This window comes from Pseudomonas sp. ARP3 (genome assembly GCF_001029595.1).
Classification (GTDB): Bacteria; Pseudomonadota; Gammaproteobacteria; order Pseudomonadales; family Pseudomonadaceae; genus Aquipseudomonas; species Aquipseudomonas rhodesiae.
The window spans coordinates 79,901-95,656 of the sequence record NZ_LEKF01000022.1 but is presented as its reverse complement, the minus strand read 5'-3'; the positions used below and the strand labels follow the sequence as shown (position 1 = coordinate 95,656).

Here is a 15,756-nt window from a genome sequence, read left to right as displayed (position 1 = left end):
AATAATGTACTGAAAAATTGTGGCTATTAATGTATCAGAATGGACTTTACTGGAATAAAAAAAGAGGCCGAAGCCTCTTTTTTTGGTTTCTACATGCTTCAATGGAAGGCTATAGAAAAATAATTGGAGCGGGAAACGGTCTTCAAAATCGAGAGGGCTTTCCATTATGGCATGGCGTCCAGTCGATCACATCGTCGGCCAGGCAGGCCGCGAACAGGAAGCCTGTGGATCGCTGCGCTCTCAGAGCGTCGAAGGGCTTACTTGCGCATTAGTCATGTCAAACAGAGGGACCATTAAGCAAGCCGTATCAATCGCGTATGCGGCCCTTCCGCCAACATAGGCAGAGCGCCACTAGAAACCCGCCTGCTGACATCAGTGCAGCACAGAGAAATATCGCAGCATAGCCAAAACCTGAGGCAACCAGGCCCATCACCGGGCCGGCGATCCCCACTGCAATATCAAAAAATATTGAAAGGGCACTGAGCGCCGAGTTACGGTTCGCGGCCGGAGTGCTCGCCAATGTCTCCACGCCTAGCCCCGGATAGACCCATGACACACCTATCCCGGTCAACGCCCCGCCGGCAATGGCCAGCGCAGGAGACGGCGCCAGCCATATCAGCAGCATGCCCAAGGTCTGTACAAGCAGGCACCCACCCACCACCTTGTACCCTCTGAATCGCTGCAGTATTCCCGGCGACGACAATCGGGCAACGATAAAACCTGCCCCGAAGCCACTTAGACAGTAGGCGGCGTGATCCCAGCCCAGACTGTCGAAGTACAGTGCGACGAACGCCGTCAGCCCGCCAAACCCCACCGAACTGCAAACCAGGACCAGGCCATTTGGCAAGACGGCGAACAGGACTCGATAAAATGCCAGACGGGCGCCTGTCACTAATGGAGCTGACCGCTTGCCCAGAGCCAAAAGCAGGAACATCAGGCCAAGCAACACGGTGCTCAACCCCACACTGGCGATACCCAACGAATTGTGCAGCAGCACACCCAGTGGCGCGCCAACAGCCGTGCCGCCGTAAGCCGCTATTCCGTTCCACGACATGACCTGTGCTGCCCGAGGGGCACCGCATAACCCGATGGCCCAGGTGCAGCAGGGCGTGGAAATCATGGCTGTGGACGCCCCCAACACCAACCTCCCCAGCAGTAATAGTGTCAGGGTCAACCAGGGTTGGGTGTGCAGGAAAATGGCGAGCGCAGTCAGGGTGCCGCTCAACATCAAGCCACTGAACCCACACACCACCGCGTATTTGGCACCCAGGCGATCGGCCACGCCACCAGCCAAGGGGCGGGTCAGGAGCGTCGCCAGGTACTGCGAGCTGATCACCACACCCGCGAAAACCGAGGGCAGGCCCAGGTCATTGAGGACGTAGCCCGGCAACACAGCAAGCGGCAAGCCACTGCATACGTACGAGATAAAGTTGAAGCTGATAATGGACAGAATCATCCAATGGCTACGGGTCGCCTTGTCGCTGCCATGGCTCAAAACACCGATATCACCCATCATTGATCACTTGATTGCATAGCAGCCCACGGCGACGATGTACCCGTTCACCCGCTGCAGAAAAGTCCTCTTGTATTCGTTCTGCCCGGTCATAGGGTTGCGCCACAGATAGGCGATCTCCCCTGTTTCATGGGCGCTCATCTGCTTGAGAATATCCTCGCCAATAGGCTTGCCGTCGGTTGAGCGCAATGACTTGAAGTCGGTGCCGATCAACCGGGGCGAAAAACCGTGAGCGACAAACCGCTGGGTTTTCAGGTCCACCACAAAGGCATAAAGATCATCCCGGGTGAGCTGCTTATCGTGCTGATTAATGAGGCTGAAGGTGGTTTTAGCGTCGTTGGCAATTTGCCCCGAGATTTGGCGCAGCAGTTGTTGTGCCTGTTCCGGGCTCGACCGTGGCATGTAGTAACCCACGGAGATCACCCGATCCTGCACACGCTGATAGAACACCCGTTTGCGCTCGACCTTGGCGTGTTGCCAGTTCCACCAGCGGTATTCGGCGCTATGCACAACGCCGTCATCTGGCTGTGAAATGGCTTGCTGGAATACAGCTTTGAGGTCGTCGTCCAGGAAGCTGACCACCGGTTTGCCGACCAGTGAAACTGAAGGCCCGCCGCTCGCAAGCATTACACCGGAGGTATCTACCACGTAGATGTACAGCTCACCATCGACATAGGCCCCCTGCCGGCTGAACTCGGCTAACGCTGTGTCGCCCTTGGCTTTGTACTCGGCGACAGCTTTTGCCAGCAAGGCTTTGGCACGCTGGGTGTCGGCACCATAGGCATCCGCTGGGGCTTGCTGAGCAACGCCGACTAGAGAGACAAAACACAGGCAAAGCGCAGCGAATGCTCGATAAAGGCCCACTGTCGTTTCCTTTGGTGATCTTTCTGTTTTCACGATGGACTGAGGCCCCCCTTGGGACTGTGTGGTGATGCATTCCGTGATGGTTAATTCAGTCACCCAGGCGAAGATCCACCGTCAAATTATCGATGAGTCGCGTTTTACCGATGCGCGCCGCCACCAGGATCACAAAATGAGTATCAGTGCTTGTCACAGGATTTAAATTCTGGGCATTCCTGACCTCAAAGTACTCCAGCTGAAAACCGGCGTCGCTTATACGTCGACGACATTCCATCAACTGGCCCTCAGCCACCCGACCCTCAACCTGGATAGACGCCGCCATTTGTTGCAGGCATGCATAAAGCACTGGAGCAATGGCACGCTCTCTATCGGTCAGATAACCGTTGCGGGAAGATAACGCCAACCCATCCGGGGCTCGAATGGTCGGAGCAGCGACAATGTCGACTGTCATATTGAGATCCCTGGCCATTGAACGAATGACCGCCAACTGCTGATAGTCCTTCTCCCCGAAAACCGCGACGTTCGGCTGAACGATATTCAGCAATTTGACAACGACCGTAGCCATGCCATCGAAGTGTCCTGGGCGCGCTGCACCGCACAAACCTTCGGAGACGTTCGGCACACTAACAATGGCCTGGTTAAGCATTCCTTCGGGATAGATCTGTTCGACAGCCGGGACAAATAGCGCATCACAGCCAGCGTCGACCAGTTTCTCTCGATCCGCCTCCGGCGTCCGAGGATAGCCGGCCAGATCCTCACTCGCCCCGAACTGGAGTGGATTGACGAAGATACTCGCGACCACATAATCAGCCCGCTGCCTGGCCCAATGAACCAGGGCTATATGACCCTCATGTAAATTGCCCATGGTTGCCACCAGAGCGACTTTCTTGTTTTCACTGCGCGCGCGGGTTACCAACGCGCGAAGTGCACTCACTGTGTCGACCGTCTGCACGCCTAAGCCTCTTTGGCCAACTGTGTATTTATCGCGTCAAGCAACCGAGGGTCATCCGCCGTAACGTCCGGAGCGAAACGCGCAACCACCGCGCCGTGGCGGTCGATCAAAAATTTCTCGAAATTCCACAGCACGTCCGTGGTGTTGGCCGACTCGATGCCATATCCCTTCAACCGCTCACGGAACGGACCGTCACCGATGGCTTCAGGTTGCGAGCCAGTCAGTTGAGTGTAGAGAGGGTGCTGATCCGCGCCGACCACCGAGATTTTCGAGAACAACGGAAAGTGGACGTCATAGTTGACCGAACAGAACTCGACGATTTCCGCGTCGCTCCCCGGCTCCTGTTCTCTGAAGTTATTGGCCGGGAAACCCAACACCTCAAACCCCTGGTCTTTTTTACTTTGGTACAGCTTTTCCAACCCCTCGTATTGCGGGGTCAGGCCGCATTTTGAAGCGACGTTGACCACCAGCAGAACTTTGCCCTGATAGTCGCCCAGGCGGCTGGCACTGCCATCGTTTTTTTTCAAAGGAATGTCATAAAGGGAGTTATTCATCTGATTGCCTCCTGCGGCAGTACTTCAAAGGGTACGGCCGATAATTTCTTTCATGATTTCCGAGGTGCCGCCGTAGATCCGAGCAACGCGAGCATCTACCCAGGCACGGCTGATCTTGTATTCGCTCATGAAGCCATAACCACCGTGCAATTGCAGGAACTCGTCGAGCAGCTTGCCCTGCATTTCCGACCCCAGTAGCTTGGCCATCGCGGCGATTTCAGGCGTCAACTCACCGCGCATCACCTTGGTCAGGCAGTCGTCAACGAACACCCGCAACATGGTGGCCTGGGCCTTGGCTTCAGCGAGTTTGAAACGGGTGTTCTGGAAGTCGAGCACCGGTTTGCCGAAGACCTTGCGCTCACGGGTATAACCAATGGTTTCCTCCAGCAGCGTGTCGATCGATTGCGCGGCACGGATCGCGATAATCAGGCGCTCCCAGGCCAGTTGATGGGTCAGGTATTTGAACCCCATGCCCTCCTCGCCCAAACGATTGCCGACAGGCACCCGGACTTCATCAAAAAACAGTTCGGCGGTGTCTTGCCCTTTCAGGCCGATCTTTTCCAGCAGGCGTCCCTTGGCGAAGCCGGCACGGTCTTCTTCGACGCAGATCAAGGTCAACTCTTTGGCCGCGGGGTCAATCTTGGTGGCAGTGACCACCAGGCCAGCATTCCCACCGTTGGTGATAAAGGTCTTCTGGCCACTGACAATGTAGTCGTCACCGTCGCGCCGCGCCGAGGTGCGCATGGCCCTCAGGTCACTGCCGATCCCCGGTTCGCTCATGGCGATCACGCCAATCAATTCACCACTGACCATACGCGGCAGCCATTGCTGCTTCTGCTCTTCGCTGCCGTAGGCCACGATGTAAGGCGTTACGATTTCCGAGTGGGTGGTGAAACCCACGGCAGTGGCGTTGGCTCGCGCCAGCTCTTCGATCATCACCGCCGAATGACCGAAGTCACCTCCGGGGCCGCCATATTCTTCTGGCACCGTGGAGCACAGCAATCCGTTCTCGCCGGCCTTGAGCCAAACCTCCTTGGGAACGATGCCGTTCTTTTCCCACTCATGCAGGTAAGGCACGATTTCGCGGTCGACGAAGCGGCGGGCCTGATCACGGAACATGTTGTGGTCTTCTCGAAATACGCCACGCATTTTGCTTACTCCAGCTCGATTCTTGTTGTGGGCAATGGGTGATCAGCGGTCCTGATAATCGGGATCGCGCTTGTCGACAAAAGCCGCCACCGCCTCTTGATGGTCTTCGGTGTGATGCGCCAGCGCCTGATACGCCGCGGACAATTCCAGCAGCGAATCCAGGCGCATATGTTGGCCTTCACGTAGCAGGCGCTTGCACAGGCGCAACGCATGCCCCGGATTACTGGCGATTCGTCGCGCCAGCGCCTGAGCTTCCGTCTGGAGCGTTTCGTGCGTGCAGACTTGCTCCACCAGGCCCCATTCCAGCGCCTTTGCGGCATCGATGGCATCGCCGGTAAACGCCATGAGACTGGCTTTGGGAATGCCGATGATGCGCGGCAACAGCCAGGCACCGCCGTCCCCGGGAACAATGCCCAGGCGCACGAAACTCTCGGCGAAGATCGCCTTGGGCGCCGCCAGGCGGATGTCGCACATGCACGCCAGATCGAGACCCGCGCCAATCGCCGGGCCGTTTACCGCCGCGATGACTGGAATATCCAGCTCGTAAATCGCCAGGGGAATGCGTTGAATGCCATCGCGGTAGGTATTGCGCAACTCATAGGGCGAACCGGCGAAGATACCGCCACGCTCGTGCATATCCTTGACGTTACCGCCGGCACAGAACGCGCTGCCATTGCCCGTGAGCACCATCACCCGCGCCGACTTGTCGCGCCGCAGTTCCGCACACAGGTCGACAAACTCCTGAATCTGCTCGGGCGTCGTCAGCGCATTGCGGGTATCGGGATGGTTCATGCGCACAGTGACGATGCCGTCCTCGCGCTCGATCTGAAGAAAGTTGCTCATGCCGGGTTACTCGCAGGACAGATTAAGGATTGCTGGCCGTGGCTGGTCAGCAACGGCCAGTATCCATCGCTGCCTCCCTGGCATATTTGAGCGCCGAAACGTTGACTCCAAACGCTGGCCGATCCGAATTCGCTGCGCCACGCCCACAACCGCCGCGTGAGCAAATGCAGGGGGTACTCCTCGGTAAACCCGATAGCCCCATGCACGGAATGCGCAATGCCGGCGCCAACACTGGCCGCTTCTGCCGTGCTGATTTTCGCGGCAGCAATGGTCAGCGCGGCCAGGCCCCAACGGGACTCTGCAAAGGCGGCCTCGGCGGCAATGCCGGCGGCAGCAGCCTGTTCGGCGAATACCGCCAATTGCTGTTGAATGGCCTGGAACGAACCAATGGCCTTCCCGAATTGTTTGCGTTCGCCGGCGTAGTTGGCGGTCATGTCCAATAGCGCGTGCAAAGCCCCGGCGGTCTGCGCCGCACGCAGCATCGCACCGCCCAGTTCCAGGACATCGGCGTCGAGCCCGGCGGGTAGCGGCGCTTGCGCCAGTACCTGGGCACTGGTGAACCCCAGGTCATCCCGTGGCTCGCCCGCCACATTCAAGCTCGGCGTGAGTTCGCTGGCAGCACTGCGCTCAAGCAACACCACATGTGGGACACCGGTTACGCTATTGGCAATCGCTACCAGCGCTTCGACATTGCGCCCCCAAGGGACCGAATAGGCAGCGCCATGAACGCGCTCGCCATCGAGCACCAGATCAGCGCTGGCCGCCATGCTCAGGGCGCCTGCCCTGCCCTCCAGGCCGGCCTTGCTCAGTAGCCAGTTGGCGAGCAGGGCCTCACCCAATGGCGCGGGCACCGAAAAGCGCCCGGCGGCACGGACCAGCACATACATATCGGCCCAACTGGCTTCAGCACCTCCCAGCGCTTCGGTGACACCCGCCTGGGTAAAGCCCGACTCGTCCAGCGCGGCCCATAATTCGGCCGGCCATTCGCCGCCTTCACAACCCATCACATAAGCCGGCGTCGCCACATCGGCAAACAGGCGTTCAATCGTCGTTTCAAATATCTCGCGCATTATCGCAACCCCAACCCGCGGGCAATGATGCCGCGTAGAATTTCGCGCGTGCCCCCGCGCAGTGAGAATGAGGGCGCCATCTGAGTCAGGTAGGCCAGCACCCGTGCATGTTCGCTGCCGCCGTCTTGCCGTGGTTCGGTTTCCAGTAACAGCTGGGCAACCTCGGGAATTTCCTGCTCAAAGGCATTGCCCAAGTCCTTCACGCAGGAAGCCGCCCAGGCCGGATGCTCACCCGCTGCCAGCTGTGCCGTGACCGACAACGACATATTGCGCAGTGTCAGCAACTTGGCCGAAAGCCGCCCGATCTCCCGCGCCTGTAGCGCATTGGGTGTCTTGCCCACCGCGTCAATCAGCGTTTTCAACAAGGCCATGCAACTGAGGAACCGCTCAGGGCCGCTGCGCTCGAAGGCCAGTTCAGCGGTGACCTGGTCCCACCCTTTGCCTTCAGTGCCGATCAAGGCGTCGGCGGGCAGCCGCACATTGTCGAAAAACACTTCGTTGAAGTGCTCGCCACCGGCCAGGTCGCGAATCGGTCGGATGGTGATGCCGGGCAGGCTCAGATCGACGATGAATTGCGACATGCCCTCATGCCTGGCGGCCTGTTTCTCACCGGTACGCACCAGGGCAATCATGTAGTGCGAATGGTGGGCGTTGGTGGTCCAGACCTTCTGACCATTGACCAGCCAATCATCACCCTCACGCACCGCAGTGCTTTTGATCGACGCCAGGTCCGAGCCGGAATTGGGCTCGCTCATGCCAATGCAGAAGTAGCTTTCACCCCGGCAAATGGCCGGCAGGTAATGCTGTTTTTGCTGCTCGGTGCCGAAACGATTGATCAGCGGCCCGCTTTGCCGGTCGGCGATCCAATGAGCTGATACCGGCGCACCGGCAGCCAGCAACTCTTCGATAATCACATAGCGGGCAAACGGGCTCGCCTGTGCACCGCCGTAGGCGTTGGGCAAGGCCATGCCGACCCAGCCCCTGGCGCCGAGTTTCTTGCTGAACTCGGCGTCGAACCCCATCCAGGACCGCGCACTCAGGGTGGGAGGATAATCGGCCAGCGTATCGTGAATGAACGCTCGCACCTCTGGGCGAAGCGCTTCCGCCTCGGGAGGAATACTGCTGTAGGAAAATTGACTGATGGCCATATGCGCTCTCTCACGCTCAACACAGGCGCAATCGCTTCGAACGAAGCGACCACAGAACGGCAACCGCTCCACAGCCGCCATTGGCCGGCGACTGTGGGAGCAGCGACAACTTACAACGCGGTTTGCGCGTCAGCCTGGGCGAACATCGCATTGATGTCGCCGGAGGTGACCGGCTTGTTGTCATGGCGACCATGATCGGCGCCGCCCAGGCCCAGGGCAGGCTCGATGCTGACGTGCGTGGCCTGAGCCCGCAGCGCGCCGACCGTGCAGTTTTCCCGGCCATGGATGGAGAACGGATCGAAGGAAAACTCACGCATGGCATTCAAGTGAGTGACCTTGTCGATCATCTCCTTGGGCAGGTGCTGCAACCCTTCCCAGGCGGTTTCCGGCGAGTTTGGCCAGGTGCAGTCGGAGTGCGGGTAATCGCTTTCCCAGGTGACCATCTCGGCGTTCAAGTAATCGAGGTTCTTCAGGCCGAAATTATCTTCGATGAAGCACGTGATGAAGTGCTTGTTGAAAATGTCGCTGGGCATTTTTCCGTCGAAGTTGGAATTGGTCCAGGCGTTGTGATGACGGTGGGTGAAGTCAGCCCGCTCCAGCAGGTAAGGAATCCAGCCGATGCCGCCTTCGGAAAGCGCCATGCGCAGGTCCGGGAATTTTTTCCACATGGGCGCCCAGATCCAGTCGGCGGCGGAGTTGGCGATGGAAATCGGCATGGAGGTAATCCAGGCATCGATGGGGGACAAATCCGATGCGTGGTTGGCTTTTACGCCGGTACCGATGTGACAGCAGATCACCACCTTGTTATCGCTGCAGGCCTTCCACAACGGGTCCCAGTAATCGCTGTGAATCGACGGGTAACCGTGAATGGCCGGGTTATCCGACAGCGATAGCGCGTGCACCCCCTGTTTGGCCAGGCGCTCGACCTCGGCGGCAGCGGCCTTCATGTCCCACCACGGCACGATCATCAGCGGGATGAAACGACCTGGCGCTGCATTGCACCAGTCATGCAAATGCCAGTCGTTGTAAGCCTGGATGGCCGCCATCGACACGTCACGGTCAGCGTGCACCTGGAAACGTTGCCCGGCAAAACCCGGGAAGGTAGGAAAGCACAATGAACCGAGCACGCCGTTGGCGTTCATATCGTCGACGCGGTCCTTGATACTCCAGGTGCCACGACGCATCTGCTCGTAGCCCAGCGGCTCCATGCCGTATTCCTCTTTGGGTCGGCCGACCACGGAGTTGAGGCCCATGTAGCCAGTGGCCTGCTCCTCGAACACCCAAACATCGCGATCGCCTTTCTTGATCACATGCGGCTCGCGCCCCTTGAAACGGGCAGGCATGTGACGAGCAAAGGCATTTGGCGGCTCGATCGCGTGGTCATCGACACTGACGAGAATCAGATCTTCAACTTTCATTGTTTTCCCCTTCGCATTCGGGCTTGTTGTTGTGCCTGAATCATAGTGCACATCTTGATTTAATTAAACACATTTTTTATTTGTGTTCATATTAAATCAGACCCAAGCGCCCATCAGTCCCACTGCACATGCAGGTAGTGCGGGCCGCGCAGCTGCGCGCCGACGATTTGCGGGCCGGGTTTGCTCGGGTCGAGGCGAATGTTGGGCATGAGGTCGAGGATGGCATTCAGCGCACAGTTGATCTCGGTTTTGGCAACGAACTGACCGATACACATGTGCGGACCGAAGCCGAAGCCGAACGAGGGTTTGGGTTTTCGGTCGATGTCGAATTGATCGGCATTTTCGAACGCCTCTTCATCGCGGTTGGCGGAAGTGACAATGCATTGCACCATCGCCCCCTTAGGGATGGGCACGCCACGAATCTCCAGGTCTTTAGCGGCCTGACGCACCTTGAAAGTAGCCACCGGTTCAAAGCGCACCGCTTCATCGATGGCCTTGTTCACGAGGCTGCGGTCATTGCGCACCCGCTCCAGTACGTCCGGATTTTGCAGAAGCAAGGACATCAAGGTGCCGAAGGTTCGGGTTGTGGTTTCACTGGCAGCCGGAAGCAGCGAACGCACAAAGGTGGCAATCTCATGATCGTCCAGGGAGCGTCCCTGGTATTCGGCGTTAATCAGCCGGCTGATCAGATCATCGCCCGATGCCCCGCTTGCGCGACGCTCGGCCACGACTACTTTCACCACATCATACAAGGACTGCGCCGCTTGCATGGCGGCGCCCCGGGCAGCCGCGGCTTTTTCCGGGTCGACTTGCGGACCCGCCAGAATGGCCAGGGCCCAGGCAGCGTATTGCTCGATCTGCTCGGGACGGTCCTCGGGGAAGCCGATCAACGAGTAAATTACCCGGATGGGGAAATACAGCGCGAAATCCATCAGGTCCGCGCCTTTGGCCTGCACCATCGGCTTGAGGTATTCCTCGCGAATCACCCGGTCGATCTTGGTTTCTTTCCAGCGATTCACCGTCTCCGGCATGAAGACCGGCTGCAACAGGTTACGGATGTTCTTGTGGGCATCCCCGTCCATTGCCGTGAGGATCAAGCCATCGAAAAACGCACCCAGCCCTTCCGCTATGAAACCACTCGTGAAGGTGCCGGCGTCACGCATGACAGCCATGACATCGTCGTACTTGAACAATGTGAAGGTCGGTCGACTGGCATCCAGCCCGGCAATCGAGGGCACGCCCAGCCGGGCCATGAAATTGTCTTGCAGCACCGGCGAGTTGGCGCGCATGTCGCGGTAGACCGCGTGCAAGTCGATATCGCTGGTGCCGCGATAATTACTGGCTACGTCAGTAAAAACCTTGACCAGGTCACTCTGTGCGGGTGTGGACATGATCGTCTCCGTAATTTTTGTCATTATTTTTCAAGAAAGCTCGCTTAAGGCCATACTTTACGGCCAATCATAGGCCTTGCCCGAACACTATTGGACACTTATTAAAAAATAGATCATATATACCTCGACATCGAAGGTATCAATAGGCCTGCTGCACCAGGGTCATACGACCTCCAGCCAACATCAGCGCGCAATACAGCCCAAGCTCTACCACTTGGGCCGTGGAGAAGAAGTCCCCAAGCTGGAGGAAATCGGTGTCGTCAATTGCCAGGTAGTCGCCGGCAAACAACTCGGCATAACGCAGCGCAGCGCGCTCGGCTGGCGTGAAGGACGCGCTGTCCGTTGCCATGCACGCAATATCTTCCTCAGTGACCGCATCGGACTTACGCGCCAGTTGGCAGGCCTTGCAGGTGGTGATGCTGGCAATCTTCAGCCGCACCAGCTCGCGCAAGCGCTCATCGAGCACACTGTCGTTGTGCAAGCTCTCCATCAAGCCCAGCCAAGCCAGCGCTACCGCCGGTCGATGCGCCCAGACCTGAACCGGCGTCGTGGAACTGAGCATGCGGCTGTACCGACCACGCTCGACTGCGTCCTGCAACGCAACCGGCATGGCCTCCAGCGAAACCAGCGGTAGGCGCGCCATCTCAATCGAGCCGTTCGATGATGGTCGCCGTGCCCATGCCGCCAGCGCAGCAAATGGCTTGCAGGCCAAAACGACCACCACGGCGTTCGAGCTCGTTCAACAAAGTCGTCATCAATCGCGCACCGCTGGCACCCAACGGATGACCGAGGGCGATGGCGCCACCGTTGACGTTCAACTTATCGTGAGGCACACCGGTTTCCCGCATCCACGCCAGCGGCACGGAGGCAAACGCCTCATTGACTTCGAACAGGTCGATGTCGTTGATGCTCAGCCCGGCCTTGCTCAATACCTTCCAGGTGGCATCGATGGGGCCTGTGAGCATCAACGTCGGATCGGAACCGACCGTGGTGAAGGCCACAACCCGCGCGCGCGCCCTGAGCCCGAGTTTTTTCGCGGTTTCGGCACTCATCAACAATAAAGCCGCAGCACCATCGGAGATCTGCGACGAGTTGCCAGCCGTAATGCGTCCAGTGTCCGGACGAAAACTGGTCTTAAGCGTCGACAGCTTTTCCCGCGACGTGTCACGACGAATGGTTTCATCCTGACGCAACACAGCGGCCGGCGCCGCCAGCACCCGCTCAGACAACTCCTCGACCGCAACCGGCACGATTTCATGATCGAAATAACCGGCATCGGACGCCGAGGCGGCGCGCTGATGACTGGCGAACGCAAAATCATCCAGGGCATCACGGCTGAGCCCCCATTTGTCGGCGATACGCTCGGCTGCCTCGCCTTGACCAGTCAGTTCATAACGCTGCGCCACCATCCAGCCAAACGCCTCGCCGTGAATTTCGCGATTGCTGCCCATGGGCACGCGGCTCATGTTTTCCGCGCCCCCCGCCACCACGACATCAGCGGCGCCAGCAGCAATAGCGCCAGCAGCCACATGCACCGCCACTTCACCCGAACCACATTTGCGGTCGATGGTCAGCCCCGGAACAGTCACTGGCCATCCGGCACCGAGCAAGGCTGTGCGGGCGATGTTGGCGGACTGCTCACCGATTTGCGTGACGCAACCGAAGATCACATCATCGACCAGATTCGGCGACACATCGACCCGCTCCAGCAAGCGGTTGAGCACCAGCGACCCAAGATGATCGGCGCGCACGCTGGCAAGGCCGCCACGGAACTTGCCGATTGGCGTACGTACGGCATCAACGATGACGATGTCTTTCATAGCGCGCTCGCCTTGAGCCCCGAACCCGGAACTTGTTTACCCTCTTCATAGCGGTAGACCCCCTGCCCCGACTTGCGACCCAGCCGCCCGGCGGCAACCATTTTGATGATCAGCGGGCAAGGCCGGAATTTTTCGCCCAGGGTCTGGTGCAAATAGCGCAGCACCGACAACCGCGTATCCCAACCAGTCAGGTCACCCAGCTCCAATGGTCCCATCGGATGGTTGAAGCCCAGGCGCAACGCCGTGTCGATGTCTTCGGCGGTCGCCGTACCCTCCTGGAGCATCCACATCGCCTCGTTACCCAAGAGCGCAGACATGCGGCTGGTGGTCAGTCCTGGCGATTCATTGACGACGATAGAGGTTTTGCCGATCTGCTCACACAGGGTGCGCGTACGCGCCACGACTTCATCGCGAGTGGCCAACCCTCGCACCAGCTCCACCAGCTTCATCTTGTGCACGGGGTTGAAGAAGTGCATGCCGATCACGCGATCCGAACAGTCCACCGACGCAGCAATTTCGGTCACGCTGAGGGCCGAAGTATTGGTCGCGATAATCGCGTCCGGTGCCAGCAGTGGCGCCGCCTGAGCGATAACGGTTTTCTTCACCGCCAACTGCTCGGACACCGTCTCCACCAACCAATTTGCGCCACTCGCGGCTTCGCTCAGGTCGCTGCAGGTCAGCAGGTTGGCCAGGGACTGCTGGGCTTTTTCGTCACTGACTTTGCCCAGGCGCACACCATCGGCAAGGATCTTTTCGATGCTCGCCCTGGCATTTGTCAATGAGGCGGCATTGGTATCGACCAGCAACGTGTTGAACCCGGAGCTGGCGAACGCATGTGCAATACCGGTACCCATCAAGCCAGCACCGACGACGACTACTTTTTCTTTATTGGCGTTCATGTTTGGCTCTCGATTAGGCGCAGTTCTTTTTACTGACCACATTGCGCAACGTGCCAATGCCCTCGACGCTGGCTTCGACCACGTCGCCTTCCTTGAGGAACACACCGGTGCCCATCCCCACCCCCGCTGGCGAACCGGTGAATAGCACGTCGCCACCGGCGAAACTCGAACGCTGCTGCACGAAGCGGATCAGTTGACCGACATCCCAGGTCATTTCCGCTGTCGATCCGTCCTGACGTACTTCACCGTTCACCTTCAAGGTCAGGCGCAGCCGCGGCGAACCTTCCGGGAACTCGTCCTTGGTGACGATCCAGGGCCCGAGGCCGGTGGTCTGGTCCTGGCTTTTCGCCGCGAACAGGTCCATGCCAATCCCCGCAGGCCCGCTGCGTTGCAGGTCTCGGGCACTGACGTCGTTGCCGACCGTGTAACCGAGCACGCAAGCCAGCGGGTTTTCCAGGTCGATCTCATCGGTGCCAATGACCGCGACCAACTCGACTTCGTGATCGAGCTCCTCAGTCAACGGAGGAAAGCGGATAGGGTCATTGGCGCCAATCAACGCGCCATAGGCCTTGAGGAATGCAACCGGCTGCGCCGGCGCCTGCAAGCCGAACTCCACCAGATGCTTGGCGTAATTGGCTCCCGCCACCACCACTCGGTTGACAGGCTCAATAGGCGGCAGCAAACGTACTTTGGAGAGCGGCAACGAGGGCCCGGCGAAACGTACCGAACTGATACCGCGCCCGGCCGCCACCGCGGGTGCCCAGTCTTTGAACTCTCCGCAAATGGGTGTCACCTGATTCTGAGCGACATCAACCACCGCCCAAAAAACCCCAGTATCAAAATACTCACAACGCGCCAGTTTCATCAGGCACCTACCTTGCCCAACTTGGCGGGATCCAAGTGCAGCAGGCGGCATGCGTTTTCATAGCGAATCTTGCGCAGGTCCGCGTCGGACAACTTCAAACCATGGGTCAGGTCGTGACGCACGGCATCGCTGCCGCCGAAGTTGCTGCCGTACAGCACGTGGTCTGCCCCAATGATATCGACCAGAGCCTGGCGCATCGGCACTTCATGCAGCTCGACGTCGAAGTAGAAGTTCTTCATGTACTCGAGCAGCGGCTTTTTGTTGTATTTGACGTCGAGGTTTTCGTTGGTCTTGGCCAGGCGACCGAGCTGGTACGGGACATAACCACCTCCATGGGTGATGTACACCTTCAAATCGGGAAAACGATCCAGCACACCGCCGCAAATCAGGTTCCAGAAACAGCGGCTTTCGTCGTACTGCATGCCTACGATGGCAGTGGTTTCGTAACGGTCATCATTGGCGTTCTTACCCCACGTGACCGACTGGTTGTAGCCGTGGATGAACATCGGCAGATCCAGGTCGCAGAGGGTTCTCCATACCACGTCGAGCTCCGGCGAATCGAACTCCAGGCCGCCGAAGTTGGCCCCTCCGGCGACCAAGCCCTTGGCGCCCAGCTCGGTGCAGGCGTAGCGCAATTCAGCCGCCGCCGCTTCGGGAGCATTGAGCGGTACATGGGCCCAGAACATCAGGCGATCAGGGGCGGCGGAGCAGTATTGCGCCAGCGTCTCATTGACGGTGCGGGCGAACGGTACGGCAAATTCGGCTTCGGTCCAGTACATGTAGCAATGGGATGGGACAGAAACCACCTGCAAATTCTGTCCCGCGGCATCCATGCCGGCCAGACGCGTTTTCGGGTCAGCCCAGCGAGCAAAATACTCCTCAAGCTTGGGACCGTTGCCCGAGCGCACGGCCGCCTTACGCTCGGGCGACCCAAGCCCGAGAATCCAATCACCTACACGCAGCTTGATATCGCCGTCGGCATGTTGTTCGAAGAACGGCCCCCAGTGAGGGTGCTGGTTGTAATAGCCAGGGTGTGGTGCGTGGGCGTGTAGATCGATAAGCATGTCTGGTACCTCGAGGTTGGCACTTTTTGTTGGTTTATTAGCGCGGCGCCTTCACATGGACAGGATCGACCCGTCACGAAAAGGCTTACTACCAGGACCAGAGCTTAAATTTAAATTGAGCAGAAATCAAAATACTGTTCAATTTATTTTGAAAAATCGCCAGGAAGCCTGACGCAGGGCCTTCGACCTAAGTCTTGAAACGCATCGAG

General features: G+C 58.7%; 15 protein-coding genes. All 15 read right to left on the bottom strand.

From position 1 onward, the window contains the following. Positions 1 to 307 precede the first annotated feature (307 nt). Positions 308 to 1,513, bottom strand: a complete 1,206-nt coding sequence (locus tag ABX75_RS22200; RefSeq protein ID WP_039588606.1) for an MFS transporter — start codon at positions 1,511 to 1,513, stop codon at positions 308 to 310. A gap of 6 nt (positions 1,514 to 1,519) precedes the next feature. After that, on the bottom strand, positions 1,520 to 2,377 hold the full coding sequence (locus tag ABX75_RS22195) for a cache domain-containing protein (protein WP_047882656.1): 858 nt from the start codon (positions 2,375 to 2,377) through the stop codon (positions 1,520 to 1,522). Between the two features lie 88 nt (positions 2,378 to 2,465). Continuing rightward, positions 2,466 to 3,326 (bottom strand): pantoate--beta-alanine ligase, encoded by an 861-nt coding sequence (panC, locus tag ABX75_RS22190; RefSeq protein WP_014338837.1) that lies wholly within the window; start codon positions 3,324 to 3,326, stop codon positions 2,466 to 2,468. A gap of 2 nt (positions 3,327 to 3,328) precedes the next feature. Then, entirely contained in the window at positions 3,329 to 3,880 is a 552-nt protein-coding gene (locus ABX75_RS22185) for a glutathione peroxidase (protein ID WP_014338836.1), read from the bottom strand. Between the two features lie 24 nt (positions 3,881 to 3,904). Continuing rightward, positions 3,905 to 5,029, bottom strand: coding sequence for an acyl-CoA dehydrogenase family protein (locus tag ABX75_RS22180; RefSeq protein ID WP_014338835.1), 1,125 nt, complete (start codon positions 5,027 to 5,029; stop codon positions 3,905 to 3,907). Between the two features lie 42 nt (positions 5,030 to 5,071). Then, on the bottom strand, positions 5,072 to 5,872 hold the full coding sequence (locus tag ABX75_RS22175; protein WP_014338834.1) for a crotonase/enoyl-CoA hydratase family protein: 801 nt from the start codon (positions 5,870 to 5,872) through the stop codon (positions 5,072 to 5,074). After that, positions 5,869 to 6,942 (bottom strand): acyl-CoA dehydrogenase family protein, encoded by a 1,074-nt coding sequence (locus ABX75_RS22170; RefSeq protein WP_014338833.1) that lies wholly within the window; start codon positions 6,940 to 6,942, stop codon positions 5,869 to 5,871. The genes ABX75_RS22175 and ABX75_RS22170 overlap by 4 nt, the downstream gene beginning before the upstream one ends. After that, positions 6,942 to 8,090: an acyl-CoA dehydrogenase family protein gene (locus ABX75_RS22165; RefSeq protein ID WP_034114487.1), complete on the bottom strand. Its 1,149-nt coding sequence runs from the start codon at positions 8,088 to 8,090 to the stop codon at positions 6,942 to 6,944. Before ABX75_RS22165 ends, ABX75_RS22170 begins: the two co-directional genes overlap by 1 nt. A 110-nt stretch (positions 8,091 to 8,200) precedes the next feature. After that, a complete protein-coding gene (locus tag ABX75_RS22160; protein WP_014338831.1) occupies positions 8,201 to 9,508 on the bottom strand; it encodes an amidohydrolase family protein in 1,308 nt (435 codons plus the stop codon). Between the two features lie 113 nt (positions 9,509 to 9,621). Beyond that, positions 9,622 to 10,899 carry a cytochrome P450 gene (locus ABX75_RS22155; RefSeq protein ID WP_014338830.1) on the bottom strand — a complete coding sequence of 426 codons (1,278 nt, stop codon included), beginning with the start codon at positions 10,897 to 10,899 and terminating at the stop codon, positions 9,622 to 9,624. A 139-nt stretch (positions 10,900 to 11,038) separates the two neighbouring features. Then, complete coding sequence (locus tag ABX75_RS22150) at positions 11,039 to 11,542, bottom strand: carboxymuconolactone decarboxylase family protein (protein WP_014338829.1); 504 nt, start codon at positions 11,540 to 11,542, stop codon at positions 11,039 to 11,041. A gap of 1 nt (position 11,543) precedes the next feature. Beyond that, a complete protein-coding gene (locus ABX75_RS22145; protein ID WP_014338828.1) occupies positions 11,544 to 12,719 on the bottom strand; it encodes a thiolase family protein in 1,176 nt (391 codons plus the stop codon). Then, positions 12,716 to 13,618 (bottom strand): 3-hydroxyacyl-CoA dehydrogenase, encoded by a 903-nt coding sequence (locus tag ABX75_RS22140; protein WP_014338827.1) that lies wholly within the window; start codon positions 13,616 to 13,618, stop codon positions 12,716 to 12,718. The genes ABX75_RS22145 and ABX75_RS22140 overlap by 4 nt, the downstream gene beginning before the upstream one ends. Positions 13,619 to 13,631: 13 nt before the next feature. Continuing rightward, positions 13,632 to 14,483 carry a fumarylacetoacetate hydrolase family protein gene (locus ABX75_RS22135; protein ID WP_034114489.1) on the bottom strand — a complete coding sequence of 284 codons (852 nt, stop codon included), beginning with the start codon at positions 14,481 to 14,483 and terminating at the stop codon, positions 13,632 to 13,634. Further along, entirely contained in the window at positions 14,483 to 15,547 is a 1,065-nt protein-coding gene (locus tag ABX75_RS22130) for an amidohydrolase family protein (RefSeq protein ID WP_034114491.1), read from the bottom strand. The genes ABX75_RS22135 and ABX75_RS22130 overlap by 1 nt, the downstream gene beginning before the upstream one ends. Positions 15,548 to 15,756 lie beyond the last annotated feature (209 nt).